Genomic DNA, 25,635 nt, shown 5'->3' on the forward strand with positions numbered 1-25,635 from the left:
CAAACTCATTTGGACCGCGGCTCCGATATATGGCGAATTATTCGAACTTCCTCTCTCGCACGACTGGATCAAGAACGACCTCGTAGCTGGAAATTCTGCCGATAATCACTACGTCGGCGAATTCAACATCGTGAAGGTCGATGGCGGCTTGCATCATACATGCGCTGGCTGATCCGCCCGTAAGCATTGCGCCAAGATTCAGGAATGCAATAGGCCAAAAGCCCCGCGTCCTCATCCTCCGCTTCGGAATCACCGCAGCCCTGCTCTCGGGTCCGGCACTAGCATTTGCGCTGGCGGCGATCCCGAAGACCGCCGCCCCCATTTCGGATCGAAAACAATCAGATCTGAGCGTCCCGCGCCTTCGTCGTCGCCTCGAATGCCTTCTCGACATAGGCATCGCGGCCATAGACATCGTCGAAATATTCCACGACGCCGTCCTTGTTCGGCCATGCCGTGAAGTAGGACACGTAGACCGGAATTTTCTGCGGAACCGAGACCGCCTTGTTCTGGCCAGCAGCGATCTGCCTTGCCACATCGGCGACGCTCGTGTTGAGCACGGCCGCAGCCATCGCGCGCGGATCGGCAAGACGCACGCAGCCATGGCTCAGCGCCCGCATGTCGCGCTTGAAGAAGCTCTTCGACGGCGTGTCGTGCATGTAGATCGCATGGCTGTTCGGGAACAGTATCTTCAATTCGCCCAAGGCATTGTCGCCGCTCGGCGGTTGGCGCACGGAGACATTGGAGGTCGAACCGTACCAATCGACACTGGAAGACGGAACCGCATGGCCGTTGATCGCCACTTCATAGCCGAGGCGGTCGAGATAATTCGGGTCGGCGCGCAGCTTCGGCAGCATCTCGTTGATGATGATCGACTGCGGAACGCCCCAGAACGGATTGAACTCGACGGTCTCGATCTCGTCCTGGAAGAAATAGGTCTGGTTGGACTTCTGGCCGACCACGACGCGCATCGACAACTGTTCCTTGTTGTCGTTGTGGTAGTAGACCATAAAGGCCGGCTGGTTGATGAAGACGTAGCGCGAGCCGAGATCTTCCGGCAGCCAGCGCGCCTGCTCCATCGCGACGGTGAGCTTCTCGATCTTCGAAGCGTTGCTGTCGCCGCCGATCATGATGCGGACGGTCGCCTGGCCGATTACGCCGTCCGGCTTCAGATGGTGTTCCTTCTGGAAACCCTCGACCAGCGAAACCAGCTCGGGCGAGTAGACGAAACCGCCGCTATAGGCGGCGAGCGTTGCCGCATGCTGCGCCTTCAGCGCTTCCGAGCCGTGCTTGCCGATGGCCTTGACGATATTGGCGACTTCCGGCGAGCTGTCGCCCGGGCGCAGCAGCCGATCGAGCGAGATCGTGATGGGCTCGTCGCCAGCCGTCTCGGCCTTGAGCTTGGCGAGTTCCTCCTTGAGTGCTGCGAATTGCGGGCCGTCGGGCGTGCGGCTAGTCAGATAGGCGCCGATGTCCGGGCTCATGCGTGCAAGCTTCAGAACCGGACCGAGGTTGACCTGCTTGCGCCTGAAATCGTGGTAGCCCGAAATCTTGTTCGGATCGATGCGTCCGCGCACCGTATCCTGGACATAGGCGAGCACCTTCGAGGAAAGCTGCAGCTCGAACTGCGTAAGAGCGCGGTCGCGGGCAGCCGGATCCGGATTGGCCGGGTCGACGGCCGGCAGGTCGACGGCGTAGTCGGCCGGGTCGAGGCCGACGGAACCGACACCGGAAAGGAAACTCATCGCCGCCTTGGCACGATCGTTGATCTCTGCGCCGGTCAGCCAGACAAAGGGGTTCTTGGAGCTGCCGTAATAGGCTTCGAGAGCCTTTGCGACATTTACGTCGGCGCGAACCTTCGCTTCGGCGAGGAACTGGCGTTCGACGACGACCGGCGCCATGGCCGCTTCACCGGACGCAGACGCGATCGCGCCCGTCACCGTCGGCTCGGCAAACTTGGCGATATTGACGAAGCGCATCGCGTCCGGCTTGTAGGTATAGTAGCGCGGACCGCTGACCTTCGGTAGCGGCATGGCCGGCATTTCGCCGAACTCGCCTGGATTGGCGGGATTGATGATCGGGGTCCGCTCGCGGTGGCCGCGGATCATGTCCATCAGCGTATAAGCATGCGCCGGCGCGGCCATCGCCGCAAATCCGCAGGAAAGTGCCAGTGCGGAGACCGCACCTTTGAAAAACGATGTCATGCTTTTTTCCAGTCCCAGTATCACGCTGTCCTTGGCATGGGCAAAGCCCATTTCAAAATTCATATAGTCTGGCTTTCCCGGTCCATTGGCAGAAACCGGCTCCGAGCGCCAGAAGCACCGGCACAACTTGTGTGACGCCGTCAAAGCGTGCCGCCGGCAAGCAGTTCACACAAAATTATGAAATTATTAGTTAATTTTTTATCGAATTTCGCGCGATTGCCACAGTGGTCAAACGCGCCCTCCGGGCATAAAGTTTCAAGCGTGTCCTAAAAACCACGAAGAACACCTAAAACATGAATAATGCTTTCATATTTCGTCTCCGGCCCGGTTTTCTTGAGGTCCGTTCGGACCTATAAGACCGACCTGAAACGAACGCGCTTCGGCGCACGCGACAGGAAGGCATGGCTATGACCTCGACCCGTACCGAAACAGATACCTTTGGCCCGATCGACGTGGCGGGCGACCGATATTGGGGCGCCCAGGCGCAGCGCTCGCTCGGCAATTTCAAGATCGGTTGGGAAAAGCAGCCGCTGTCGATCGTGCGCGCCCTCGGCATCGTCAAGCAGGCAGCCGCCAGGGTGAACATGGAACTCGGCCAGCTCGATCCGGCAATCGGCAAGGCGATCGTCCACGCCGCTCAAGAAGTCATCGACGGCAAGCTCAACGAGCATTTCCCGCTCGTCGTCTGGCAGACAGGTTCGGGCACGCAGTCGAACATGAACGCCAACGAGGTGATCTCCAATCGGGCGATCGAAATGCTCGGCGGCGTCATGGGGTCCAAGAAGCCGGTGCATCCGAACGACCACGTCAACATGAGCCAGTCTTCGAACGATACATACCCGACGGCCATGCACATCGCCTGCGCCGAGCAGATCGCCCACCACCTGCTACCGGCCCTGAAGCACCTGCATGCGGCCCTCGACATGAAGGTCGTCGAGTTCAACCACATCATCAAAATCGGCCGCACGCATACCCAAGACGCGACGCCGCTGACGCTCGGGCAGGAATTCTCCGGCTATGCGGCACAGGTCGGCTCCGCCATCAAGCGCATCGAGATGACGCTTCCCGGCCTTTGCGAACTGGCGCAGGGCGGCACCGCCGTCGGCACCGGGCTGAACGCGCCGGCCGGCTTTGCGGAAAAGGTGGCGGAGGAGGTCGCGAAGATTTCCGATATGCCGTTTGTCACCGCGCCAAACAAGTTCGAGGCGCTTGCCTCGCATGACAGCATGGTTTTCAGCCACGGCGCCATCAATGCCGCAGCAGCCGCCCTCTTCAAGATCGCCAACGACATCCGCTTGCTCGGCTCCGGCCCACGTGCCGGCCTCGGCGAGCTGTCGCTGCCGGAAAACGAACCGGGCTCGTCGATCATGCCGGGCAAGGTCAACCCGACTCAGTGCGAGGCGCTGACGCAGGTCTGCGCCCACGTCTTCGGCAATCACGCCGCCCTCACCTTCGCAGGCAGCCAGGGCCATTTCGAGCTCAACGTCTATAACCCGATGATGGCCTATAATTTCCTGCAGTCCGTCCAGCTTCTCGGCGATGCGGCTATTTCCTTCACTGACAATTGTGTCGTCGGCATCGAGGCCCGCGAAGACAATATCAAGGCCGGCCTGGAGCGTTCGCTGATGCTCGTCACCGCGCTTGCCCCGACGATCGGCTACGACAACGCCGCCAAGATCGCCAAGACGGCGCACAAGAACGGCACGACGTTGAAGGAAGAAGCACTCGCAAGCGGGCTCGTCACCTCTGAACAGTACGACGAGATCGTCCGCCCCGAGCAGATGATCGGCCCGAAATAAGCTGGCGCGATCTCGTCCGCCTCCCAAACCTGTCCGGCAGGCGAAAGCTGATGGGCGGTCGCCCTGAAACCGGCTGGCCGAAAATAAAAAAGGCTCGCAGAGCTCGATCGCGAGCCTTTCGCCTCGTGATCGGTGTTACGCTCGATTACCAGATCGTCGACAACCTTTCGACGAAGCTGACCGCCACCTAGGTCAGCCGTGATCACGAAGCCGCCGACGACATCGACTTCGTGCAAGGCTTCTTCCGCCTGCAGCGTGCGTTCTAATCTGATCTGACAGGATTCGCCCGGCTGCGGGCCGGGCGGGTTTTTACTGACGTGCTGCCGGAAGCTCCGGCCGCTTCAAGGAACCGGCATAGAAAACCTCGGCAGGATTAAGCCTTGCAAGGCGCCGGTCAGATAACCGCTGCCTTTGCTGAAGGCGATTGCAGCGCTACTGACGATGACGAGAGCCATCGTTAACGACAAAAAATGATGATGCTGAGACCTTTGCATCGTCGTATCTCTTTGCTCGGCCTGTTCGGCGTTCTGCCCGGCCGGCTTACTGATATCTGTGCTCGCTGAAGTCCGGTTTAAAGCCCGTATAATCACAGCTGATCATGCATGAACGCCGAATAATCATGCCGCTGTGGTCGTCATTCGATGGGGGCAACGATGCCTGCTTGACGATTGCATTTGCCGTTCGCCCGATTTAGATCGGTTCCAAACTCTGCGATGCCAATCTCAAGAAAGGTCACTTCGATGGCTGACGATCTCTTCCCGCTCGGCAAGGACACCACCCCTTACCGCAAGATCAGCAGCGACCACGTCTCTGTCGACAGCTTCAGGGGACAAGAGATCCTGACGGTAGAACCCGAGGGCATGCGGCTGCTTGCCGAAACTGCCTTTGCCGACATCAACCATCTGCTGCGGCCCGGCCACCTGAAGCAGCTTGCCGCCATCCTCGACGATCCGGAAGCAACCGAAAACGACCGTTTCGTCGCCTACGACCTTCTGAAGAACGCCAATATCGCCGCAAGCGGCATCCTCCCCATGTGCCAGGACACCGGTACTGCGATCATCATGGGCAAGAAGGGCCGCCGGGTGTGGACCGAAGGCGGCGATTACACAGCGCTCGCAGAGGGCGTGATGGACGCCTACGAGAAGAAGAACCTGCGCTATTCGCAACTCGCGCCTCTCAAGATGTTCGAGGAGAAAAACACCAAGAACAACCTGCCTGCCCAGATCGACATTTATGAGGAAGGCACGGATTCCTACGATTTCCTCTTCGTCGCCAAGGGCGGCGGTTCGGCCAACAAGACCTTCCTCTATCAGGGCACGCCGTCGCTTCTGACGCATGACCGCATGATCGACTTCCTCAAGGAAAAGATCCTGACGCTAGGGACGGCAGCCTGCCCCCCCTACCATTTGGCGATCGTCATCGGCGGCACCTCGGCCGAAATGAACCTCAAGACCGTCAAGCTCGCCTCGACACGTTACCTCGACGGCCTGCCGACGGAAGGCTCCGAGAGCGGCCATGCCTTCCGCGATGTCGAGATGGAAAGGGAAATCCACAAGCTGACGCAGCAATTGGGCGTCGGCGCCCAGTTCGGCGGCAAATATTTCTGTCACGATGTGCGCGTCATCCGCCTGCCCCGCCACGGCGCATCGCTGCCGATCGGCCTCGGCGTCTCCTGTTCCGCCGATCGTCAGGCCAAGGGCAAGGTCACCCGCGAGGGCATTTTCGTCGAACAGCTGGAAACCGATCCGTCCAAATATATGCCGGAGATCGACGAGACGAAGCTGTCGGAATCGATGGTCCGCATCGACCTCAACCAGTCGATGGCCAACATCCTTGCCGAATTGACCAGACATCCGGTCAAGACACGCCTGTCGCTGACGGGAACGATCATTGTTGCGCGCGACCTTGCCCATGCGAAAATCCGCGAACGCCTCGAAAAGGGTGAAGGCATGCCGGACTACATGAAGAACCACCCGGTTTATTATGCCGGTCCGGCAAAGACGCCAGCCGGCTACGCCTCGGGCTCCTTCGGCCCGACCACCGCCGGCCGCATGGACAGCTATGTCGACCAGTTCCAGTCTTTCGGCGGCTCGATGGTGATGCTTGCCAAGGGCAACCGTTCCCGCGCCGTGCGCGAAGCCTGCAAGGCGCATGGCGGCTTCTATCTTGGCTCGATCGGCGGTCCGGCCGCCCGCCTGGCGCAGGATTGCATCAAGAAGGTCGACGTCCTGGAATATCCGGAACTCGGCATGGAGGCCGTCTGGAGGATCGAGGTCGTGGATTTCCCGGCCTTCATCGTCATCGACGACAAAGGCAACGACTTCTTCCAGGAGCTCAATCTCGGCTGAGTGCCATCAATGAACCACGGCGGTCTTGCGCGGATCGATCTGCTGGGTGCTGGCCAGGCTATTCAAAGCCTGAAAATCGGCAGCGCCCAGCGATTCTTCGGCCCTTACGCTGGCGAGGATATCGGTGCGCAACGCGCCGTCGAAGAAGCCGCTGTCCTGCAGCAATAATGCCGAGCCGGCGACGACAATGGCGGCCGCAAGATTAACATCTTCCCCCGCTTGAAAGCGGGGGATTTCCGAGGGGGCGCGAAGCTCCGCCGATCGTTATCGCTTCAACGGAGAGCGGCTGCCCTTCCTCCACGATCATAGACGCCGTGTTCCGACGCAGGATGTTGATTGCAGCATTGTGGTCGGCATGGGCGCGCAAGCCGCATTGGCAACAGCGGAAAGACGCTTGGCTTTCGCGGCTTTCCCTGTCCACGGCTGCGCAGGCCGAACAGGGCTGCGAGGTGTGGCGGGGATCGACCTTGCACAGGTATCCGCCCCGTTCTTCGAGCTTGTCGGCCAACACGGTTTCAAAGCCGTGCCAGCCTTGTTCGAGGATCGCCCGGTTCAGGCCCGCCTTCTGGCAGACGTTGGTTCCGGGCGCGTCCACGGTTCCCCTGGCGCTGCGCGTCATGTTGCGCGTGGCGAGGTCTTCCAGCACGACCGTTGCGAAGCGACGGGCGATATCAAGACTGGCCTTGTGCCGCCAATCCTGCCGGATGCGGGCAGCACGGGCCTGCAAGGCTGCAACGCGGCGGCGGGCCTTGGCGTGGCGACGCGACCCGCGCTTGCGCCGCGCCAGAACGCGCTGGGCCCGGCGCTTCCTGGGCTCGATCTCCGCAAGGCCGGCAGGCATCCACCAATGCTCCCCGGTCGAAAGCGTCAGCGTGTTCGCCACGCCCCGGTCGATCCCCACGGCGGGCAAATCGTTTTGCGGGACGGCATGGTCGATTTCGCAGGCGAAGGCGATGTGCCAGCCGTTCGCCGCCAGGCTCACCGTCACATTCATGGTCTTGCCACGCAGGCGCCGCGTGTCGCGGAACTTCACCCAGCCGATCTTGGGAAGGCGCGCGGCGGACCACTTGCCGTTCAGGCGCTTGACCTCGATCTCCCGCCCCTGAAAGCGGAAGGCGCCGTTCACGCCCTTTTTGCGGGGCGCGAGGGATATCCTGCGCGCCCGGCCAAGAAGTTGGCATACGCCTTATCCAGATCGCGCAGGGCCTGCTGCTGGGGCGTCACATGCACGGCGGCAATCCAGTCGAACGCGGCCCGCAGTGCGGTCAATTCCCGCGCCTGGGCGATGTCGTTCAAGCGGTTCCCGGTCTGCCGCCGGTAATGCCGCCACCAGTCCCTGCGCTGCTCCAGCGCCAGATTATAGACCAGCCGCACAACACCCGCGAACTGCCGCAACAGGACTTCCTGTTCGGCGGTCGGAGCGAGCTTGTAGCGGAAAGCGCGGTGGATCATGTTACGATTCTATCAATTGCTCCAAGGAGCGCAACCGTGGATCGCACCGGCAGGCATGTCGTCTACATGCTCCATGGTCATTTGGTCTTTGTCACGAAATACCGCCGTGACGTTCTGTCAGAACCGGCAATCCGCCACCTGCGGCGCATCTTCGCCAAGCTGTGTCGCGACTTCGAGGCCGAATTGATCGAATGCGACGGCGAGGACGATCATGTTCACCAAGATCGCCCTGTCGAAGCTGGTCAACAGCCGCAAAGGCGTATCCAGCCGACTTCTGCGCGAGAGCCACCCGGAAATCACCGGGCGCTACCACAAGGGCGTTTTGTGGTCGCCGTCCTCCTTTGCGGCAAGCTGTGGCGGCGCACCGCTCTCGGTGATCGCCGAATATGTCAAATCCCAGCGGGAAGCGGCCCAAGGCCGCTCTCGCGTTCCCCTCGGCCTGAACGCCGGGGTATCCCGCGAGGTTCACGATGAGCGGGAACGTATGACGAAAGGTTTCCATAATCTCATGCCTTCTGCAGGACCGCTCTAGGTCCTTGAGAAGGAATGTGCGCCTCGTCCACCGTTTACAAAAGGGCACACTTTCGACACCAACTGTCAACAAATCGAAGACGATTAAAAACAATCGCCAGAGGCCCTCATAATTTGCGGGTTTTCGCCGCAAAATGCGCCCAAAATGTGAGGAAGACTCAGGTTATCGTCTGATTTCCATTGCCTAGTATTTCATCGCCCGGGGGGTCCAGAATACTCACATCTAATCTTTAGTATATATGCCTTTAATCCTTTCCCAACGAATTTAAGCTAGTCAATAGAAGATTGCCTTCGAAATCTCATTGAGGAGTATGCCGAATGACTGCGGCTGCAGCGCCAAAGGCGCAGGTTCCCGACGTGGCAGGTCAGATCACCTATGCCATGCGCTCGATGGGGGTCGCGCCAATCCCGCGCAATTACGAGCTCTTCTATGAGGCCTATATCGGCTCCAACCCCGCCTTAACGCGCGACCTTGCTGCCCTTGGCAGTCAGGCAACCCAGGTAGAACTCGACGCGCTCGGCGCACAGCACTTCACCCATTCGCCCGCCCGTGTCTTCGACGACGCCCACACGCGCATCGCCGCCGAGCTCGAAGGGCTCCTGCGCGTCCTGCGCCAGGAGCAGACCTCGCTCGAAAGCTACAACAAGCTGCTCGGCGAAACCTACAAGCGCATCAATTCCAAGAGTGCCGCCAGCGTCGAACTCATCGAAAACGCCATCACTATTCTCACCGAGGCGACCGGCGATACGATGGCGCATGGCGAAAGGACTGTCGAGAACGTCGCCCAGCGCTCGCAGGAGATGGACCGGGTCCGCAAGGAACTCGATGAATACAAGCGCATAGCCAATACCGACTCGCTGACGCGCCTTTCCAACCGCCGGGCCTTCGACGATCGCCTCGCCGCCGTCTTCGACAATCCGGCACTGAAGCCCATCACCGCGCTGGTACTTGCCGATATCGACAATTTCAAGAAGATCAACGACACTTACGGCCATCCGGTCGGCGACAAGATCCTCGCGACCGTCGCCTCCGTCATCCGCGCCAATGTCCGCCGCGATATCTTCGTCGCCCGCACCGGCGGTGAGGAGTTCGCGCTGATCGTCGACGGCAATACGCCGGAGGAAGTGATGGGCATGGCGGAGCGCATCCGCCGCACGCTCGAGGCGACTCCCTTCAAGAATTCCCGCACTCGCGTGAATTATGGCCCCGTGACCGTCTCCATGGGTGTCTGCATGGCATCGAACGCCGATGATCCGGGCGAGCTTTACCACAAGACCGACATCGCTCTCTACGGAGCAAAGAATGCCGGGCGCAACTGCTGCATCCTCTACCAGGATGGTATGCAGAAAGACTTCAGCAAGAGCTGGCTGATCTACAAGTCGTAACAGTCACCATTCGGTGACGGCTGCCTACCACATCGTCTTTGCCGCACGGCCCGCCCACTCCCGGTCGTAGGTTTCGTGATCGAAATCTTCCGCCGCCGCCTTGAGCATCAGGCCGGGCGTCGGCAACTTCGCCGGATCGGCAAAGTTCTCCGGGTTCCAAAGCTGCGCTCGTATAAGAGCGCGGGCGCACTGGAAATAGACCTCGTCGATGGTGATCACCACGATGGTGCGCGGATGCTTACTATCCATCTCGAAACTTTCGAGCAGCGCCTCGTCGTTCGACACCACCCCGCGGCCGTTGATGCGCATCGTCGTGTTCGAACCCGGCACCAGGAACATGAGCGCAAGGCGGGGATCGCGCACGATATTTGAAAGCGAATCAATGCGGTTGTTGCCGCGCCAGTCGGGCAGATGCAGCGTCTTTTCGTCGATCACCCGCACGACACCGCCGATGTCGCCGCGCGGCGAGCAGTCGAGCCCTTCCGGCCCGACGGTCGCCAGCGCCATGAAGGGCGAAGCTTCGATCATCTGGCGGTAGAGCGGCGTCAGCACCCTGGTCACCTTGGCAACGGACGCCTGCGTCAGGCCTCCCGCATAGATTTTGCCGAGTTCCTCAACCGTCCTAATGACTTTCATGATCGTCCTGCCACGTTTCAAAGACCGCCCACTAGCCGCCCGAAATGACGCTACAATGACGCCCGTTTGCCCGGAAGCTCAAAAAGCGGAATGATCTCAGCATCATTTTTGATGGGATCATCGGCAAGGAAACGGTGGATCTCCGCAAGCACCGGCTCGGCGCTGACGATCCGCCGGTGGCCGAAGCCGTTGGCCCAGAAGAGGCGCACGCTCCTGCCCGAGGCGGCGTAGCGCCGCGCATGATTAGCGCTGACTTCCTTGTCGTCTTCGGCGTGGATCACCAGCATCGGGCGCGCCATTGTTGCAGCAGCCTCCCCCGCATCGAAATCCTCCAGTCTCCGGCCGGTCAGCCGATGCACCTCACCCTCAAGCGCCGCCTGTGCCGCCTTATCGAGGCCGACCATCCTGCCGAAGCCGGCAAACAGCCATTTCATCTCGCTCGGCGAGCCGATCGTGACGATCTTTCCGGCCGACAGCGCTTCGATTTCAGGTAGCAGGCCGGCGGCCGAAACCATCAGGGCCGCGCCGCCGAAGGAATGGCCGACTGTCGCGTCGAATGGCCCAAACCGCGCCTCGGCTGCGGCGATCGTCTCTACAGCAAGCCCCATATGCAGGAAGCGTCCGCCTGCGCGCCCGTGGCCCGGAAAATCGACGCCGATCACCTCCGCGCCGCTTGCGGCAAGCGCACCGATCAGATCGGTCATGTATTCCATGCTCGATCCCCAGCCGTGCGTCACAAGGTAACGCTGCCGCCTGCCGGCAGCACCGCCGTTGATCCGGTAGGCATGCGCCCGCCGCCCACCCGCAAGGCGAAACTCGATTCGCTCCGCCGATTGCAGGAAAGCCCGGCCGGCCGCATGCGCCGCTCTGGCCTTGGCGCCCTTTGGCTTTGCGGACGGCGTCAGGCAGAACAGCTGGAATGCCGTCTTGCCCGCAAGAAGCGGTGAAACCGCCTGCAACAGCGAAAATCCGAGGCGGGTGACCTTCAGTGCAAAGTTTGGCATAGTGGGAATCCAATAATGTTCAACACTGAACAATAAAGTACAACGATGAACAAAAATCAATCCCTTCCTTGGGATCATCCGCGTTTTCGCAGCTGGATCGCCGTCGCCCGCGCCTGCCAGTTGATGCAGCAATCCTTGGGCCGCTCGCTGGCAGAGCTCGATATCAAGACCCCGCATCTCGATATTCTGATCAATCTTTATCGCTTCGAGGGCATCTCGCAGCAGGAGCTTGCCCGCAAGCTCCTCGTCGGCCGCTCCAATATGAGCATGCTGCTGCCACAGATGGAAAAACGCGGACTGATTAAGCGCCGCGGCGACGACAAGGACAAGCGTGTGCTGCGGCTCTACCTGACACCCGAGGGCCGCAGCGTAACCGAGCGCGCCATGGTGATCCAGACCGACCTGATCGAGCGCGTGCTGTCCCCCGAGCCGATCGAGCAGTGCATGGCCATGGCAAGCTCGATGGAACGCATCATCGGCGTGCTGCAGCAGGATCTGCGCGACGAGGATTGATGTCAGTGCAGCGTGCGCCCGGCCGGCCGCCCGGCAAGCGATCTGTATTCCCATGCGGCAACGACGATCAGCACCAGCGTCGCCAGAATGCCCATCACATAGACTTCGAGCACCGGTGCCAGGAACGCCAAAAGGACTAGCAGCACAAGACCCGCGATATGCGAAAGCGGCGCTCGCCCGCTCGTTGCGCCCTTGAACCAGAGATTGCCAACAAGGAAAAGCCCCGAGCCACCGAGGATCGCAGCCATAACGCCGACATCGCCGCTGTCGTGGGGATGCGAGAACATGAACTCGACGGCCACCGCATGCACGATGATGCCGGCGAGAATCGGAATATGCGCATAGGTGAAAGCCTGCCGCGCAAGGCGGCCCGGCGTCTCGTCATGCTCGATCCGGTGTGCGGCCCGCTGATGCCCGAAACGGAAATAGAGCCACCACATCGCGACGGTTCCAACAAAGCCCGTGACGAAAACGACGGTCGTTAGACCGGAAAACGGCAGTTCCGAAAATGTGCGGCCGGAAACGAGGATCGCTTCGCCGAGGCAGATGATGATGAACAGCGCGCAACGCTCCGCCATATGGGCGCCCGAGACATCCCAGTCCGCCGCCGTCGACTTGCCCAGCCCCGGCACGAAGAAACCTGAGGCCGGCCCCGCATATTCGATGAGGAGCGCGATAATCCATGTAATCAACCGCCCCTCATGCTCCAGAAAACCGCCGGCGATCCAGAAAACGCCGGCAACCGCAAGCCATGTGCTGATGCGGATGAAGTTCAAATAGTTCGAGCGGCCGGCATCCTTCATCGCATAAAGCGCAAAAAACGACCGTCCGACCTGCATCAGCACGTAGGCAGCGGCAAAAAGCAGTCCCTTGTCGCCGAAAGCTTCGGGAATCGAAGCCGAAAGCACCAATCCGAGCAGCATCAGAGCAACGAGCATGCCGCGCACCGGCATCTTTTCCGGATCGAGCCAGTTCGTTACCCAGGCGGTAAAGACCCAGACCCACCAGACGGCGAAGGTCATCAACGCCGCTTCGACTGCGCCGAGCAGCGTGTAGTGGGCCGCCAGCGCGTGGGAAAGCTGTGAAATGGAAAAGACGAACACCAGGTCGAAGAAGAGCTCGAGAAAGCTGACCTTGCTGTCGGCCGGACTTCCTTTCGAACGCAGCCAGCTTTTACCTGTGGTTCCCGCCATTTTCCCCCCTTTATGGCTGTTGATCGCTCAGCGCGGCTTTTCCGCGACGTCGCGGCTCATGCCCTTCTCGCCGAGTTCCCTCTCGTATTCCGCAAAAAGCTCCTCCCCACGCTCACCGAGCTCGCGCAGATAGACCCAGGTGAAAATGCCCGTATCGTGCATGTCGTCGAAGCCGATGCGCACGGCATAATTGCCGGTCGGCGTCATCGAGATGATTGCGACGTTGCGCTTGCCGGGAACCGTCAACTTCTGCCCCGGCCCATGGCCCTGTACTTCTGCAGAGGGCGAAAGCACGCGTAACATTTCGGCCGAAAGATCAAAGCTCTGGCCGTCGTTGAAGGTCACGGTCAGACGCTGCCGGTCCTTCGAGACACGCAGTTCAGTCGGCCAGATATCGCTCATCGCTCTCTCCAATTGTCACAGAGCAGTAGGCAATCGAGCATTTCGAGGCAAGCTCAATTTACCGTGCGTCCCCCGCCTTTCCCTTGACGGTGCAGCCACATCTGTCCACATTACCATGACGACGGAGGTATTGGTGAACAGCAACGTTGGAACGATAGCAAGCGCATCGCCTCTAGTGGCAGATGCAGCCCCGATGATCGACCCCTTTGGACGGGCGGTCACTTATCTGCGCGTCTCCGTCACCGACCGCTGCGATTTCCGCTGCACCTACTGCATGGCGGAAAACATGACATTCCTGCCGAAGAAGGACCTTCTGACGCTGGAAGAGCTGAACCGGCTCTGTTCGGCCTTCATCGCCAAGGGCGTGCGCAAGATCAGGCTGACCGGCGGCGAGCCGCTGGTGCGCAAGAACATCATGTTCCTCGTCCGCGAGCTCGGAAAGCGGATCGGCTCCGGCCTCGAGGAACTGACGCTGACGACCAACGGCTCCCAGCTTGCCCGCCATGCGGAGGAGCTCTACGACTGCGGCGTGCGCCGCATCAACGTCTCGCTTGATACGCTGGACCCCGACAAGTTCCGCAAGATCACCCGCTGGGGTGATTTCGCCAAGGTCATGGAAGGAATCGACGCGGCGCAGAACGCCGGCTTGAAGATCAAGCTCAACGCGGTCGCGCTCAAGGATTTCAACCAAGCCGAGATACCGGACATGCTGCGTTTCGCCCATGGCCGCGGCATGGACCTCACCGTCATCGAAACCATGCCGATGGGCGAGATCGACGAGGACAGAACCGACCAATATCTGCCGCTCTCCCAGCTTCGCGCCGATCTCGAACGTGAGTTCACGCTAACCGATATCGGCTACAAGACCGGCGGTCCGGCACGCTATGTCGAAGTCGCCGAAACCGCCGGCCGCCTCGGCTTTATAACGCCGATGACGCATAATTTCTGCGAAAGCTGCAACCGCGTCCGCCTCACCTGCACCGGCACGCTCTATATGTGCCTCGGCCAGAACGATGCCGCCGACCTCCGCTCTGCACTGCGCGCCACGGACGACGACGGCCTGGTCTACGCCGCGATCGACGAAGCGATCACCCGCAAGCCGAAAGGCCACGACTTCATCATTGACCGCACCCACAACCGCCCGGCGGTCTCCCGCCACATGAGTGTCACCGGCGGGTGAGCGCTTCCACTTGAGTGCCTCAAGCAGTCCCGGCGGGATCGCCGATCGGCAATAGTGCCGGATCGAGGGGCGACGGATCGTTGGGATTCTTGTCGTCCGAGGGGTCGTGAGCCGGTTTTAACGGCGGCCTTTCCTGAACGCGATCGGGCGCGTCCGGTGTCGGTGTGGGACCACGCGGCGGTTCAGTGGAATTTGGAACATCTTCCGGCATGATGTGTCTTCTTTTTTCTGGAGGAAGCCCGGCGAGAGCCGGGCTCATGCTCAATGCCAGGTCTGGCGCTCATACCAGTCGTCGACCTCGCGATGGATGCGATCCTTGGCAATGCCGTAGCGCTCCTGAAGCTTGCCTTCAAGCTGCTCGCGGCGGCCCGCAATCTGGTCGAGATCATCGTCAGTGAGCTTGCCCCACTGTTCCTTGATCTTACCCTTCATCTGCTTCCAGTTCCCTTCGACACGATTCCAATCCATCTTCCTTCTCCTCGTTACTTGGACATGAATGGAAAACGCCAACAGCCCGGATTTGTTCAAATTTTTTGAACGGGGGACGTTATGTGCGATTGATCGAAGCGCCGCCGTCGGCGAGCATTGTCGAACCGGTGACGAAGCTCGCCATATCCGAGCCCAGGAAAAGCGCCACCTTGGCGATCTCTTCCGGCTGGGCGACCCGCTTTAGCGCGTGCAAGTCTTTGACGAAGGCGATCGTCTCCGGCGTGGCGTCCGGGAAGTTGATCGGATTTGCCTGTGTGTCGACGCCGCCCGGAAGCAGTGCGTTCACGCGCACATTCTTCGGCCCCAATTCAACCGCCAGCACCTGCACGAGCCCCACCAGCCCCGCCTTCGCCGCCGCATAAGCGCCCATGCCGGGCATGCCCACCGTATGGCCGACAAAGGTCGAGGTAAAGATGATCGATCCGCCGCCGCGCTCAGTCATCGCCGGCGCCTGATGCTTGGCGGCGAGAAATCCGCTTGTCAGGTTGAGGTCGACGGTATCGCGCCAATCGCCGAGCGAGATATCGGCAAGCGAGCCATAGGTGCCGGTGCCGCCCGCATTATTGAAGGCGATGTCGAGCCCCCCGAAACGCCTTGACGCCGTTTCCACGAGCGATCGATGCAGTCCCTCGTCGCGTATCTCGCCTGCAACGGCAACCGCCTCTCCGCCGACTGCCTCGATCTCCTCGACGAGCATTCCCAATGCTGCCTCACGCCGTGCTGTGACGACGAGTTTCGCGCCCTCGGCGGCAAAGAGTTTGGCCGCGGCTCGGCCGATACCGGCGCTGGCGCCACTGACGATTGCGATCTTTCCATTCAGGCTGTTCATGCCGGACTCCGTTCATTGCTGAAGATCAAGTTCGGCACTCAGATCGCAAAACCGTGCGGCTGCAGCCACCCGTTTCCTGCGTCTGCTCGAAGAAAAGAAAAAAACACGGTCGAGGGCGGGTTCCAATTCTGCCGGTGGCGATCTTATCAGGCGGCCCGGCCGCGTCCCCAGCCAGAGATCACTTCGCTCTCCGGCACACACGTCCGGAACCGCTCGATCTTGTCCGAAAGCATGTCGAATAGAAGGACTTTCGCGACAATGCGGCGGCTCTGGCGTGTCCAATACTCCAACACGCCACTGCAATGAAAGGATTTACCTTTGAAAACCGTGGTTTGAGCAAAGCCGCGGCCACCAAACTCGGTATCGGCGCCGCTTATTGTGCACCGCGCAATCGATTTATTTTGGATGTGACTTTCATTCGATTCCCTTGATGCGCGATCCCCTCTAAAAGGACGGCACGACAATCGGGAATCTCTTTTCATGCCGCGGTCTCGCAATACCCAGGGCGCAATCTTCATGAGCTTGGCCATGGCCGGCTTTTCCTCTAGCGACGCCCTCTCCAAGTCGGTCATCAGCTATATGAACGCTGGCGAAATCATTTTTATCCGTGGCATCTTCACCAGCATTCTCGTCTATCTGATCGCCCGACATCTAGGGGCGCTCCGCTCCTGGCGCATCGTGCTGAAGCCGATTATCATCCTGCGCGTCATCTGCGAAGTGCTTGCCGCGGTCTTCTACATCACGGCGCTGGGCATGATGCCGATCGCCAATGCCTCGGCCATCCTGCAGTCCCTGCCGCTCGTCGTGACCTTCGGAGCAGCACTCTTTTTCCGCGAGCCAGTCGGCTGGCGGCGCTGGTCGGCAATCCTGGTGGGCCTCCTCGGCGTCATGATCATCATCCGTCCCGGTCCCGAAGGGTTCACACCCGCAGCCCTCCTCTGCGTCGCCAGCGTCCTGGTGACGGCGGGGCGCGATCTTGCAACCCGCTCCATCGATCCAGAAATCCCCTCGTTAATGGTGACCGTCGTCACCGCGATGTCGGTCGCCTTCTTCGGCGCGCTCCTCATGCCGGCGCTCGGCGGCTGGCAGCCCGTCAGCCTCACTTCGCTTTCGCACCTGCTGCTCGCTTCCGTCCTGGTGCTGATCGGCTATCAATGCGTCATCCTCGCGATGCGCACCGGCGAAGTCTCCTTCGTCGCGCCCTTCCGCTATACCAGCCTGATCTTCTCCGCACTTCTCGGCGTCTTCTTCTTCGCCGAGGTGCCCGATTTCTGGACGCTCTGCGGGGCTGCGGTTGTCATCGCGTCCGGCCTTTATACTTTCTATCGCGAGGCCAAACGCCGCGTGCCGCCGATGGCGCAGGAATCCGAGCCCAGAAGCCCCGTCTGAGAACCGCCATGGCCGATTTTTCCCTGCAGAACACCAATATTCCCGGCGTCATCCTTGCCGGCGGCCGCTCGACGCGCATGGGGCAGGACAAAGCCTCCGTCATGCTCGGCGGCCGCTCACTGCTCGATCATGCCATCGCGCGGCTGGCCCCGCAGGTCTCTACAATTGCGGTGAATGCCGACAGCGAGCCGCAATGCGGCCTGCGCTTCATTCCGGATATCATCCCCGGCAAAGCGGGACCGATGGCCGGCATCCATGCCGCCATGGCGCATGCGGCCACGCTTCCGGGCGTCAGCCATGTCGTGACCGTTTCGATCGACAGTCCCTTCTTCCCGGCGGAGCTTGTCGCAGATTTCGCCGCCGTAATCGATTCCCCGGAAAAGATCGCGATCGCCGCCTCCGAAGGCCGCCCTCATCCCGTCTTCGGCCTTTGGCCGGTTTCGCTGGGGGACGAACTCGCCGGCTGGATCGCAACGGACGAAAAGCGGCGCGTGCGCGACTTCCTGTTACGGCATAACGTTGCGGAAGTTGCCTTCCCGCTGCATCCGACGCGCGCCAGCCTGCTCGACCCTTTCTTCAACATCAACACGCCCGACGACTTGGTGGAAGCCGAGCGCTGGCTGCAGGTGCTGTCATGACCGGACCACGGATATTCGGAATCGCCGGCTGGAAGAATTCGGGCAAGACGGGACTTGCCGTACGTCTCGTCGAGGAGTTCACCCGCCGCGGCTACCGCATCTCGACGATCAAGCACGCCCACCACGATTTCGATATCGACAAGGTCGGCGCCGACAGCTACCGCCACCGGCAGGCCGGCGCGCATGAGGTGACGATCGTCTCCGGCACCCGTTATGCCATCATGCATGAGTTGCGCGGCGCCCCCGAACCGGCCTTCGAGGAAATCCTCGCACGCCTCGCTCCCTGCGACCTGGTACTGATCGAAGGCTACAAGCGCGAACCGATCCCGAAGATCGAAGCCCGCCGCCTGGAAGCGGCCAGGCGCGATCTGCTGGCGCCGACCGATCCGCATATCTGCGCCATCGCCGCCGACCATCCCATCACGGACACGGATCTGCCGGTCTTCAATCTCGACGACACGACAAAGATCGCCGATTTCATCGCCGCCAAGATCGGACTTTCTCCGGCTTGCAAATAGAAAAAGCCGCCGCGCTAGCGACGGCATTTTCTCCTCGAGCTGATTACCTTACTGGTTCGACGCGACCGGGCGCACCAGAGCCGTGACGCGGCGAATGGTCACGCGGCGGTTTTCCTGTTCCGGGCCATCCATATTGACCTTCAGATAGCGCTCGCCATAACCCTGCGTCGCAAGGTTTTCCGGCGGAATGCCATAGACGTCCGTCAGCACGTTGGCGACCGATTCGGCACGCTGGTCCGAAAGGACGAGATTGCTCTGGTCGGAGCCGACCGCATCCGTATGGCCTTCGATCAGGAAGGTCTCGCTCTGATCCTTTTGAAGCACCTCGTTCATCGCATCCGCAACCTTGCGCAGGCTCTGGGCCTGGCTCATCGGGATCTCGGCGCTACCCGTCGCGAAGGTGATCGTATCGAGGTCGATGCGACGGACTTTGTCGCGGATACGGGCCGAATACTTCACCTCGTTCAGCGAATAGACGCGCTCGACGGGTTCCACGGGCGGCTCGCTCAGGAACTCGTAGTAATCGCGATCGGGATTGCTGCTTGTGTCGATGATATAGTCGCGCACCGGGATCCCCAGCCGCATCGGCGGCAAATCAGCGCCCGGATCCTCGAAGTAGCCGCGGTCCGGATCATCGTAGAGTTCCGGCGAATAGTAGAGAACGTATTCGCGGCCGCCGCTGTCGATGCGCGAGCGCTGGATGATATCACCATAGCGGTTGCGGATGGTCACGATGCGATAGCCTTCCGGGCGCTCGATCGTCTCGCGGTAACGGTCCCGCGAAAGCTGCTCGTAGAGCGGCCGTTCGCCGTCCCTGAGGAAGCGGCGGTCGTCATCGCTGCGCACCACGATCCGGTTGTTGTACTGTATGATGGTGCGGTTGTCGTCACCCTCGTAACGTTCGACGCGCGCACCTTCCGGGCTCATGAACTCTGGCCTGCGGTCAAGCCTGCGGCCCTCTTCGCTCGTCACCGCCTCAAACTTGACCGGAGGACGGCGTTGGCCTTCCGGCGCGAGCTGCGCATCGGCATCGGATTTCGGGGCGGCGATGACCTGCTGCTCTGCAGCGCGCAGGCGATCACGTTCACGCCGTCCGCCCCGGCCGGCAGCCCGGTCGGCATCCTTGTCGCTGTCGAGCACGGCGGCACCGTTTTCGACCGGCAGGACAACGGTCTCGTTGCTCTTGCTCGGATCCTCGGCGATCTGCTTGCGGCGATCGAGCTCTTCCGGTGTCACCTTCTCAGGAGCAGGAATTGCCTGTTCTGTCGGCTGCGCATCACCGGTCGGCTGTTCGCCAGTCGGCGCTGCGGGCTTGACGGGCACCTGCTCGCCCTGCTGTTGCAGCGGCTGTTCGCCACCTTCGGCAGGCTTCTGCGCCTCGCCCGGCTCTGCGGGAACCGGCGGCTTTTTGGGTGCCGGAGATTCGGCGGGCACAGGAGCCTTCTCGGGCGCCGGTGATTCCTGCGGTACGGCTGCCTTATCTTCGGCCGGCTGCTGCTCCGGCTGAGCTTCTTTCACGGGCTTGCGGCCGGGTTTTGCCGCGGGCTGCTGCTCACCTTCGGTTGCTTGCTGCTGCCGCTTGCGCGGACGCTGCTGCTCGGGCTGCGCCTCTTCCGTCTGCTGTTGCGGCTCGTCGGCCTGCGGCTGGGCTTCGCCCTGCTGGGGCGCTGTTTCCTGCTGTGCAGGCTGCTGCTCGCGCTGCTTGCGGCGCGGCCGCTCGCGATTTTGCGCGGGCTGCTGTTCCGGCGCAGCCTCAGGCGCTACCTGTTCCTGCTGTGGCTCGGGCGCGGCCTGGTCCGGGGCGGCTTGACGCTTCTTGCGTCGGGGCTGCTCCTCGCTTGGCTGAGCCTGCTGCGCTTCCGGGGCCTGCTCGGGTTCGGGTTGTGCCTTGCGCTGCTTGCGACGCGGCGCTTCCTGTTCGGCCTGCGGCGCCTCCTGCTGGGGTTCTGCCTCAGGCTGCTGCTCCTCGGCAGGCCGCTTGCGTCTCTTCTTCAGAAGCTCTTCATCCGAAGGCGCAGCATCCTGCGCGACCTCGTAGCTGCCGCTGATCACCTGCGGTATGGGCCGCAGCGCACTTCCACCGGCTGCGGTCGCTGCATGGGCCGGCGACATAGCCAGCGACAGCGAAAGCAGCGGGAAAGCGGCGCTGGCAAACAATCTTGATTTCATACCCATGGGGTTCCTCGTCTTCTTGTTGAGCCTTTTGGAACACCTGCAGGGCGTCCCGACGTTTGGGGCGGACTCAGGATCGAAATCGACCAAATCCGGATTTGTTCCCCCTGTTTTAGGAAGCCCGTCATTAACCCGGTATGAATGCTGCGGTTCGGTGCCGTTCATCTTTGCCACAGTTTGCGCCGCACCATTCCGCTGCGATTCCAGTTGCAATTTGCAAAAAAAAGGATTGATTATCGCGCCAAGGCGGTGCCCCGTGCCCGCCGCATTCCGGTCGCTGGCGGATAAGAAGAAGACGCAGCGGCCAACCAACAGAGAGGATCCTCATGCGTATCTCCACCCGCTTTCTCGCAGCTGCTTCACTCGCAGCGCTGTCGCTTTTCGCAGGTTCGGCAATGGCCGACGGCGAGAAGTACGTGATCGGCACCGACTCGACCTACCCGCCCTTCGAATTCGTAGACGCCAGCGGCGAGATCAAGGGCTTCGACATCGACATCGCCAAGGCGCTCTGCGCTGAAATGAAGGCCGAATGCACCTTCGTCAGCGCCGACTGGGACGGCATCATTCCGGCGCTGCAGGCCAAGAAGTACGATATGATCGTTTCGTCGATGTCGATCACGCCGGAGCGTCTGAAGCTCGTCGACTTCACCAACAAGTACTACAACACGCCGCCGGCCGTCGCCGTGCCGAAGGACTCGACGATCACCGACGTCGCCGGCCTAAAAGGCAAGACGATCGGCGCACAGACGTCGACGACGCACGCCAACTACGCCGAAAAGCACCTTGCCGACACGGAGCTCAAGCTCTATCCGACCGCCGACGAGTATAAGCTCGACATCTCGAGCGGCCGTATCGACGCCGCCATCGACGACGTCGTGGTTCTCTCCGAATGGGTCAAGTCGGAAGCCGGCGCCTGCTGCAAGATCCTGACGACGCTTCCCGTCGACAAGGAAATCAACGGCGAGGGCGCCGGCATCGCCGTGCGCCAGGGCGACCCGCTCAAGGACAAGCTGAACACCGCGATCGCAGCGATCCGCGCCAACGGCAAGTACAAGGAAATTCAGGACAAGTACTTCGACTTCGACGTTTACGGCGAATAAGAAAACTTGTAACTGACCGGCAAAGATGGTGGCGGAAGGCTTGCTCTTCCGCCATTTTTGTTTGACAACCTTGGAAAGATCAAAACGGCATAAGCCGTGAGGGGAAAGTTGGCATGGGCGGATTGTTTTCCGCGCCGGGCTCGTTCTGGGCCTGGATAGGATATATCTTTGATCCGCTCTGCGGACCTGCCGGCGTTTTCACCTGGTTCGGGCAATCGACCATCCTCGCCTGTGGCGATGCAGGCTGGGGAGACGAAATCGCGCTCGGCCTGAAGACTACCGTCGCCGTGGCGCTTTTGACGCTTCCCGTCGGCCTCATCATCGGCTTCTTTGTCGCGCTTGGCCAGCAATCGGAAGAAAGGTCGGTGCGCCTTGCGTCGGGCATCTACACCACGATCTTCCGCGGCCTGCCCGAGCTCCTGACGCTCTTCATCATCTATTACGGCCTGCAGATCCTGATTCAGTCGGTGCTCACCTCCTTCGGCTACGAGCAGCGGGTGGAGATCAATGCCTTTGTCGCCGGCATGATCGCGCTCTCGGTGGTCTTTTCCGCCTATTGCGCGGAAGTGCTGCTGTCGGCCTTCCGCGCCATTCCGAGGGGCCAGTACGAAGCCGGCTATGCGCTCGGCCTTCATCACGGCCGCACGCTCGGCCTGATCGTGCTGCCGCAGTTGATCCGCATCGCCCTGCCCGGCCTCACGAACCTGTGGATGATCCTGCTCAAGGACACCTCCTACGTCTCGATCATCGGCCTTGCCGACATCCTGCGCCAGACCGGTGTGGCCGTCCGCGTCACCAAGCAGGCTTTCTTCTTCTACATCATCGCCTGCGGCCTCTATCTCGCGCTTGCGGTCATCTCGTCGATCGGCCTCAGCTATATCGAACGCTGGGCGAAGCGCTCTGGGGCCCGCCGATGAGCTATGCGCAAACCCTCATCCCGCCGCAGCCGGCGCCGAAGGAAATCGTCAAGCCGATAACGGGCACGCGCGTCGTCGGCTCGCTCCTCGTCCTCCTTTGGGCGCTGCTTGCCGCAAGCCTGATCTACATGGTGATCGCCGGCTGGGACGTGGACAAATTCACGCGCTACGGTCCGCGCTACCTGCACGGACTGATGACGACGATCATCCTGGTGGCGATCTCCGTCATCTTCGGCGCAGCACTTTCCCTGCCGCTCGCCTTCGCGCGCATGTCGAAGAACAGGATCATCAGCACGCTTGCCTATTGCTACGTGTACGTCTTCCGCGGCACGCCGCTCTTGGCACAGCTCTTTCTGATCTACTACGGCCTCGGCGGCTTCCGCGCGCAGCTCGAAGCCGCCGGCCTCTGGTGGTTCTTCCGCGACGCCTGGTATTGCGGTCTCTTCTCGATGACGATCAATACCGCCGCCTATCAGGCCGAAATCCTGCGCGGCGCCATCGAAAGCGTGCCGAGCGGCCAGCACGAGGCAGCGTCAGCGCTCGGCATTCACAAGACCGTCGCCTTCCGCAAGATCGTTCTGCCGCAGGCGCTCATCGTCGCGCTGCGCCCCTACGGCAATGAAATCATCCTGCTGATCAAGGGCTCTGCCGTGGTCGCCATCATCACCGTCCTCGATCTGATGGGCGAAACCCGCTACGCCTTCTCGCGCACCTTCGATTACCAGACCTATCTCTGGGCGGCGATCTTCTATCTTTCGATGGTCGAAGCGCTCCGGCATTTCTGGAACTGGATCGAGCGCCGCCTGACACGGCATCTAAAGCGCTGACCGCTTGGTAGCACTCCCACATGAGTGCTGCCAAGCCATTGAAATCAAAAACAAATAGCCTTTTCCTCCCACATCTGTCAAGCTTGCGTTAACCGACGCGTGTTTCCATTTCATATAATGTTTCACAAACGTGACATGGGAACGAAACCGAGGCTGAGATGAACAAGGATTTCGAAAAGCAGCTTCAGGGATACGGGCTGACCACCGCCCACATCCTCTACCACCTGCCGGATCACCCGGCGATCCTCCAGACCTACATCTGGCAGGAATACGATCTTGCTCCGGATTTTCCCGAAATGCGCGGCTTTCTGAAGTTCTGGCAGGAAAAACTGGACGGCCCGCTGCATTCGGTGCGCTACATCCACCGCAAGCTGATTTCGGCAACGGAATGGCGCGCCCTGAAAGGCGAGTTCATTCTGCATTGAGGCCGCTAGACATGCGCCTCGCCATGAATGAACTCGCCTTTGTCGGGTTCCCGGCGTAACACGCCGTAGAGGATGGCGAGATAGAAGGCCACCACGAGGGCAATCACCACGAGCCCCGGAAGCGGTCCGAGCACGGCATTGTCGATCACATAGGTCCAGGAATGTGCCTGTGCCAGCGCGCTGCCCTCGGTCTGCAGTTTCGGCGTCGTGATTTTCAGCGCCCAGGCAAGCAGCATGATGAGATACATCCAGCTGTAGTTGCGCCGCAGCCGCCGCTGGACGGCATCCGCATAGGTCAGCAGGAACGTCGGCTTGCGCAGGCTCCTTGCGACCACTGGACCCCAATCGCGCGCGGAATTCGCCTCCGGCGACAGGATCTGCGCGAAATAGTTTTTTTCGACCTGCCGGACCCGGGCCCGGTAGATATCGAAGAACCGGTAGCGCCTCGCCTCGATGAGCAAGAGCAGCGAGATCAGCATTATTCCGAAGAGAAGCACGCCATGATGCGCGGTCGGCGTCGACAGCGAGAGGGAGAGCAATGCTGCGACCACCGTGATCGCCCAGTTCGACGTCCGGTCGATGCGATCCCGCCAACTCGTCATGCGTCCGAGTTCGCCGCGATAATAGTGCGCGAGCGTATTGGTGATTTCGACCGGCGTCAGCGGCAGTGGCGGCGTTGCCTCCTTCCGGGCGCTCTCGTCAAGGCCGGGCTTGCTGATGTCCGTCGTCATGGCATTCCTCCCTTTCCTTTTTATTGACATCTCCATTTCGCATTCTGCGCCTCCAAGGCCGCCATTGCAAAAGGCGGCAAGCCGCCTTAGAGGCTTGCCTGAACTTAAAAAGGTGGCGACGGCAATGGCAAAGAAGATCGACGAGGAAGCGCTTGCGGAAGCCTATAACCGCGCCCTTGCCCTCGAAAAGGCCGGTGACATCGACGCTGCCGTGAAGGCCTATGAGGAGGTGCTGGCAATCGACCCCGAAGACCACGGCGGCGCCGCCGTCCGCATCGCCTCGATGGGCCGCGGCGAAACGCCGGTCAGGGCGCCGGATGCCTATGTCGAAACCCTTTTCGACCAGCATGCCGAAGTTTTCGAGGACGTGCTTGTCGAGCAGCTCAGCTACCACGTCCCCATGCTGGTGCGCCAGCGCCTGCAGGAGCTGAAGCTCGATCGCTTCAAGCGCCTGCTCGACCTCGGCTGCGGCACGGGGCTCACGGGCGGCACGCTGCGCGACCTCTGCGAGGAGATGACGGGCATCGATATTTCCGAAAACATGGTCGAGATCGCCCATGAGAAGGAAATCTACGAGACGCTCTTCGTGGCCGAGGTCGAGGACTTCCTCGACGACAACGACGAAGACGCCTTCGACCTCATCACCGCGACCGACGTGCTGCCCTATCTCGGCGCCCTGGAGCCGCTCTTCTTCGGCGTCGCCGAAAACCTGACGCCCGGGGGCCTCTTCATCTTCTCATCCGAGACGCTCCCGCCAACCGACGGCCGCCTTTACGCCGTCGGCCCGCACCAGCGCTTCCTGCACGCCGAAGCCTATATCCGCGACCGCCTGATAGCGACCGGCTTCGACCTCGTGGAGATGTGCGAAATCAACGTCCGAATGCAGGAAGGTCAGCCCAGTCCGGGACATCTGGTGATCGCGCGGTTGGCCGGCTGAGGCGCACGATCCTTCAAG

General features: G+C 61.1%; 27 protein-coding genes and 1 pseudogene. 14 read left to right on the plus strand and 14 right to left on the minus strand.

The features are described from left to right. Positions 1-338: 338 nt before the first annotated feature. Positions 339-2,201, minus strand: a complete 1,863-nt coding sequence (locus tag QA644_RS09715) for a murein L,D-transpeptidase (RefSeq protein ID WP_283072183.1) — start codon at positions 2,199-2,201, stop codon at positions 339-341. Positions 2,202-2,608: 407 nt separating this feature from the next. On the opposite strand from QA644_RS09715, the gene fumC reads away from it, so the two are divergent. Together fumC and QA644_RS09725 are read left to right on the plus strand one after the other, a co-directional pair. Beyond that, complete coding sequence (fumC, locus tag QA644_RS09720) at positions 2,609-4,000, plus strand: class II fumarate hydratase (RefSeq protein ID WP_283072185.1); 1,392 nt, start codon at positions 2,609-2,611, stop codon at positions 3,998-4,000. A 740-nt stretch (positions 4,001-4,740) separates the two neighbouring features. Further along, complete coding sequence (locus QA644_RS09725; RefSeq protein WP_283072187.1) at positions 4,741-6,348, plus strand: fumarate hydratase; 1,608 nt, start codon at positions 4,741-4,743, stop codon at positions 6,346-6,348. Between the two features lie 6 nt (positions 6,349-6,354). Here the strand turns inward: QA644_RS09725 and QA644_RS09730 are convergent, their stop codons facing one another. The 3 genes from QA644_RS09730 to QA644_RS09740 are packed head-to-tail and all read right to left on the minus strand — an operon-like array spanning position 6,355 to position 7,800. Beyond that, positions 6,355-6,513 carry a hypothetical protein gene (locus QA644_RS09730; protein ID WP_283072189.1) on the minus strand — a complete coding sequence of 53 codons (159 nt, stop codon included), beginning with the start codon at positions 6,511-6,513 and terminating at the stop codon, positions 6,355-6,357. 37 nt (positions 6,514-6,550) lie between these two features. Beyond that, positions 6,551-7,474, minus strand: coding sequence for a transposase (locus QA644_RS09735; protein ID WP_283072191.1), 924 nt, complete (start codon positions 7,472-7,474; stop codon positions 6,551-6,553). Beyond that, a complete protein-coding gene (locus tag QA644_RS09740) occupies positions 7,471-7,800 on the minus strand; it encodes a helix-turn-helix domain-containing protein (protein WP_283072193.1) in 330 nt (109 codons plus the stop codon). The genes QA644_RS09735 and QA644_RS09740 overlap by 4 nt, the downstream gene beginning before the upstream one ends. Positions 7,801-7,866: 66 nt before the next feature. On the opposite strand from QA644_RS09740, the pseudogene tnpA reads away from it, so the two are divergent. Continuing rightward, positions 7,867-8,203: pseudogene (gene tnpA, locus QA644_RS09745) on the plus strand (IS200/IS605 family transposase); the annotation flags it as partial. Between the two features lie 446 nt (positions 8,204-8,649). After that, a complete protein-coding gene (locus QA644_RS09750; RefSeq protein ID WP_283072195.1) occupies positions 8,650-9,717 on the plus strand; it encodes a GGDEF domain-containing protein in 1,068 nt (355 codons plus the stop codon). 24 nt (positions 9,718-9,741) lie between these two features. On the opposite strand, the gene QA644_RS09755 is transcribed toward QA644_RS09750, so the two are convergent. Then, positions 9,742-10,353, minus strand: a complete 612-nt coding sequence (locus QA644_RS09755) for a pyridoxamine 5'-phosphate oxidase family protein (protein ID WP_283072197.1) — start codon at positions 10,351-10,353, stop codon at positions 9,742-9,744. A 50-nt stretch (positions 10,354-10,403) separates the two neighbouring features. Then, positions 10,404-11,357, minus strand: coding sequence for an alpha/beta hydrolase (locus QA644_RS09760; RefSeq protein ID WP_283072198.1), 954 nt, complete (start codon positions 11,355-11,357; stop codon positions 10,404-10,406). Between the two features lie 45 nt (positions 11,358-11,402). On the opposite strand from QA644_RS09760, the gene QA644_RS09765 reads away from it, so the two are divergent. Then, positions 11,403-11,870: a MarR family transcriptional regulator gene (locus QA644_RS09765; RefSeq protein WP_283072200.1), complete on the plus strand. Its 468-nt coding sequence runs from the start codon at positions 11,403-11,405 to the stop codon at positions 11,868-11,870. 2 nt (positions 11,871-11,872) lie between these two features. Here QA644_RS09765 and QA644_RS09770 read toward each other — a convergent pair whose 3' ends face one another. Both QA644_RS09770 and QA644_RS09775 read right to left on the minus strand, forming a co-directional pair. Continuing rightward, complete coding sequence (locus QA644_RS09770; protein WP_283072202.1) at positions 11,873-13,063, minus strand: low temperature requirement protein A; 1,191 nt, start codon at positions 13,061-13,063, stop codon at positions 11,873-11,875. A gap of 27 nt (positions 13,064-13,090) precedes the next feature. Further along, positions 13,091-13,465: a DUF971 domain-containing protein gene (locus tag QA644_RS09775; protein WP_239598525.1), complete on the minus strand. Its 375-nt coding sequence runs from the start codon at positions 13,463-13,465 to the stop codon at positions 13,091-13,093. A 133-nt stretch (positions 13,466-13,598) separates the two neighbouring features. On the opposite strand from QA644_RS09775, the gene moaA reads away from it, so the two are divergent. Next, the gene (gene moaA / locus QA644_RS09780; RefSeq protein WP_283072204.1) at positions 13,599-14,645 is read left to right on the plus strand and encodes a GTP 3',8-cyclase MoaA; all 1,047 of its coding nucleotides are present in this window, start codon (positions 13,599-13,601) and stop codon (positions 14,643-14,645) included. A 19-nt stretch (positions 14,646-14,664) separates the two neighbouring features. Here moaA and QA644_RS09785 read toward each other — a convergent pair whose 3' ends face one another. The 4 genes from QA644_RS09785 to QA644_RS09800 form a co-directional block, all read right to left on the minus strand. Next, positions 14,665-14,856, minus strand: a complete 192-nt coding sequence (locus QA644_RS09785; protein WP_283072206.1) for a hypothetical protein — start codon at positions 14,854-14,856, stop codon at positions 14,665-14,667. Positions 14,857-14,906: 50 nt separating this feature from the next. Next, a complete protein-coding gene (locus QA644_RS09790; protein ID WP_022715159.1) occupies positions 14,907-15,113 on the minus strand; it encodes a CsbD family protein in 207 nt (68 codons plus the stop codon). Positions 15,114-15,192: 79 nt separating this feature from the next. Beyond that, entirely contained in the window at positions 15,193-15,963 is a 771-nt protein-coding gene (locus QA644_RS09795) for an SDR family oxidoreductase (RefSeq protein ID WP_283072209.1), read from the minus strand. A gap of 146 nt (positions 15,964-16,109) precedes the next feature. Then, positions 16,110-16,493 carry a hypothetical protein gene (locus QA644_RS09800; protein ID WP_283072465.1) on the minus strand — a complete coding sequence of 128 codons (384 nt, stop codon included), beginning with the start codon at positions 16,491-16,493 and terminating at the stop codon, positions 16,110-16,112. Between QA644_RS09800 and QA644_RS09805 the strand changes: the two genes are divergently transcribed. Genes QA644_RS09805 through mobB form a run of 3 tightly spaced genes read left to right on the plus strand, consistent with a single transcriptional unit; the run spans position 16,444 to position 18,508 of the window. Continuing rightward, a complete protein-coding gene (locus QA644_RS09805) occupies positions 16,444-17,352 on the plus strand; it encodes a DMT family transporter (protein ID WP_194729847.1) in 909 nt (302 codons plus the stop codon). The two genes, QA644_RS09800 and QA644_RS09805, sit on opposite strands and share 50 nt — an antisense overlap. Positions 17,353-17,360: 8 nt before the next feature. Next, the gene (gene mobA, locus QA644_RS09810) at positions 17,361-17,990 is read left to right on the plus strand and encodes a molybdenum cofactor guanylyltransferase MobA (RefSeq protein WP_283072211.1); all 630 of its coding nucleotides are present in this window, start codon (positions 17,361-17,363) and stop codon (positions 17,988-17,990) included. Then, positions 17,987-18,508 (plus strand): molybdopterin-guanine dinucleotide biosynthesis protein B, encoded by a 522-nt coding sequence (gene mobB, locus QA644_RS09815; RefSeq protein WP_022715154.1) that lies wholly within the window; start codon positions 17,987-17,989, stop codon positions 18,506-18,508. Before mobA ends, mobB begins: the two co-directional genes overlap by 4 nt. A gap of 48 nt (positions 18,509-18,556) precedes the next feature. Here mobB and QA644_RS09820 read toward each other — a convergent pair whose 3' ends face one another. After that, a complete protein-coding gene (locus QA644_RS09820) occupies positions 18,557-20,683 on the minus strand; it encodes an OmpA family protein (protein ID WP_283072214.1) in 2,127 nt (708 codons plus the stop codon). Positions 20,684-21,006: 323 nt separating this feature from the next. Between QA644_RS09820 and QA644_RS09825 the strand changes: the two genes are divergently transcribed. The 4 genes from QA644_RS09825 to QA644_RS09840 all read left to right on the plus strand — a co-directional run bounded on the left by QA644_RS09825 (position 21,007) and on the right by QA644_RS09840 (position 23,949). Further along, a complete protein-coding gene (locus QA644_RS09825) occupies positions 21,007-21,780 on the plus strand; it encodes an ABC transporter substrate-binding protein (RefSeq protein WP_074068473.1) in 774 nt (257 codons plus the stop codon). Between the two features lie 113 nt (positions 21,781-21,893). Next, entirely contained in the window at positions 21,894-22,697 is an 804-nt protein-coding gene (locus tag QA644_RS09830) for an ABC transporter permease (protein ID WP_239598513.1), read from the plus strand. Continuing rightward, on the plus strand, positions 22,694-23,524 hold the full coding sequence (locus QA644_RS09835) for an ABC transporter permease (protein ID WP_283072215.1): 831 nt from the start codon (positions 22,694-22,696) through the stop codon (positions 23,522-23,524). The genes QA644_RS09830 and QA644_RS09835 overlap by 4 nt, the downstream gene beginning before the upstream one ends. A gap of 158 nt (positions 23,525-23,682) precedes the next feature. Next, positions 23,683-23,949, plus strand: coding sequence for an usg protein (locus tag QA644_RS09840; protein ID WP_039845088.1), 267 nt, complete (start codon positions 23,683-23,685; stop codon positions 23,947-23,949). A 5-nt stretch (positions 23,950-23,954) separates the two neighbouring features. Here QA644_RS09840 and QA644_RS09845 read toward each other — a convergent pair whose 3' ends face one another. Continuing rightward, positions 23,955-24,680 (minus strand): DUF2270 domain-containing protein, encoded by a 726-nt coding sequence (locus tag QA644_RS09845; protein WP_074068482.1) that lies wholly within the window; start codon positions 24,678-24,680, stop codon positions 23,955-23,957. A gap of 124 nt (positions 24,681-24,804) precedes the next feature. Between QA644_RS09845 and QA644_RS09850 the strand changes: the two genes are divergently transcribed. Further along, positions 24,805-25,617: a methyltransferase gene (locus QA644_RS09850; protein ID WP_194729853.1), complete on the plus strand. Its 813-nt coding sequence runs from the start codon at positions 24,805-24,807 to the stop codon at positions 25,615-25,617. Positions 25,618-25,635: the final 18 nt, after the last annotated feature.

Source organism: Rhizobium sp. CC1099 (assembly GCF_029714385.1).
GTDB lineage: Bacteria > Pseudomonadota > Alphaproteobacteria > Rhizobiales > Rhizobiaceae > Rhizobium.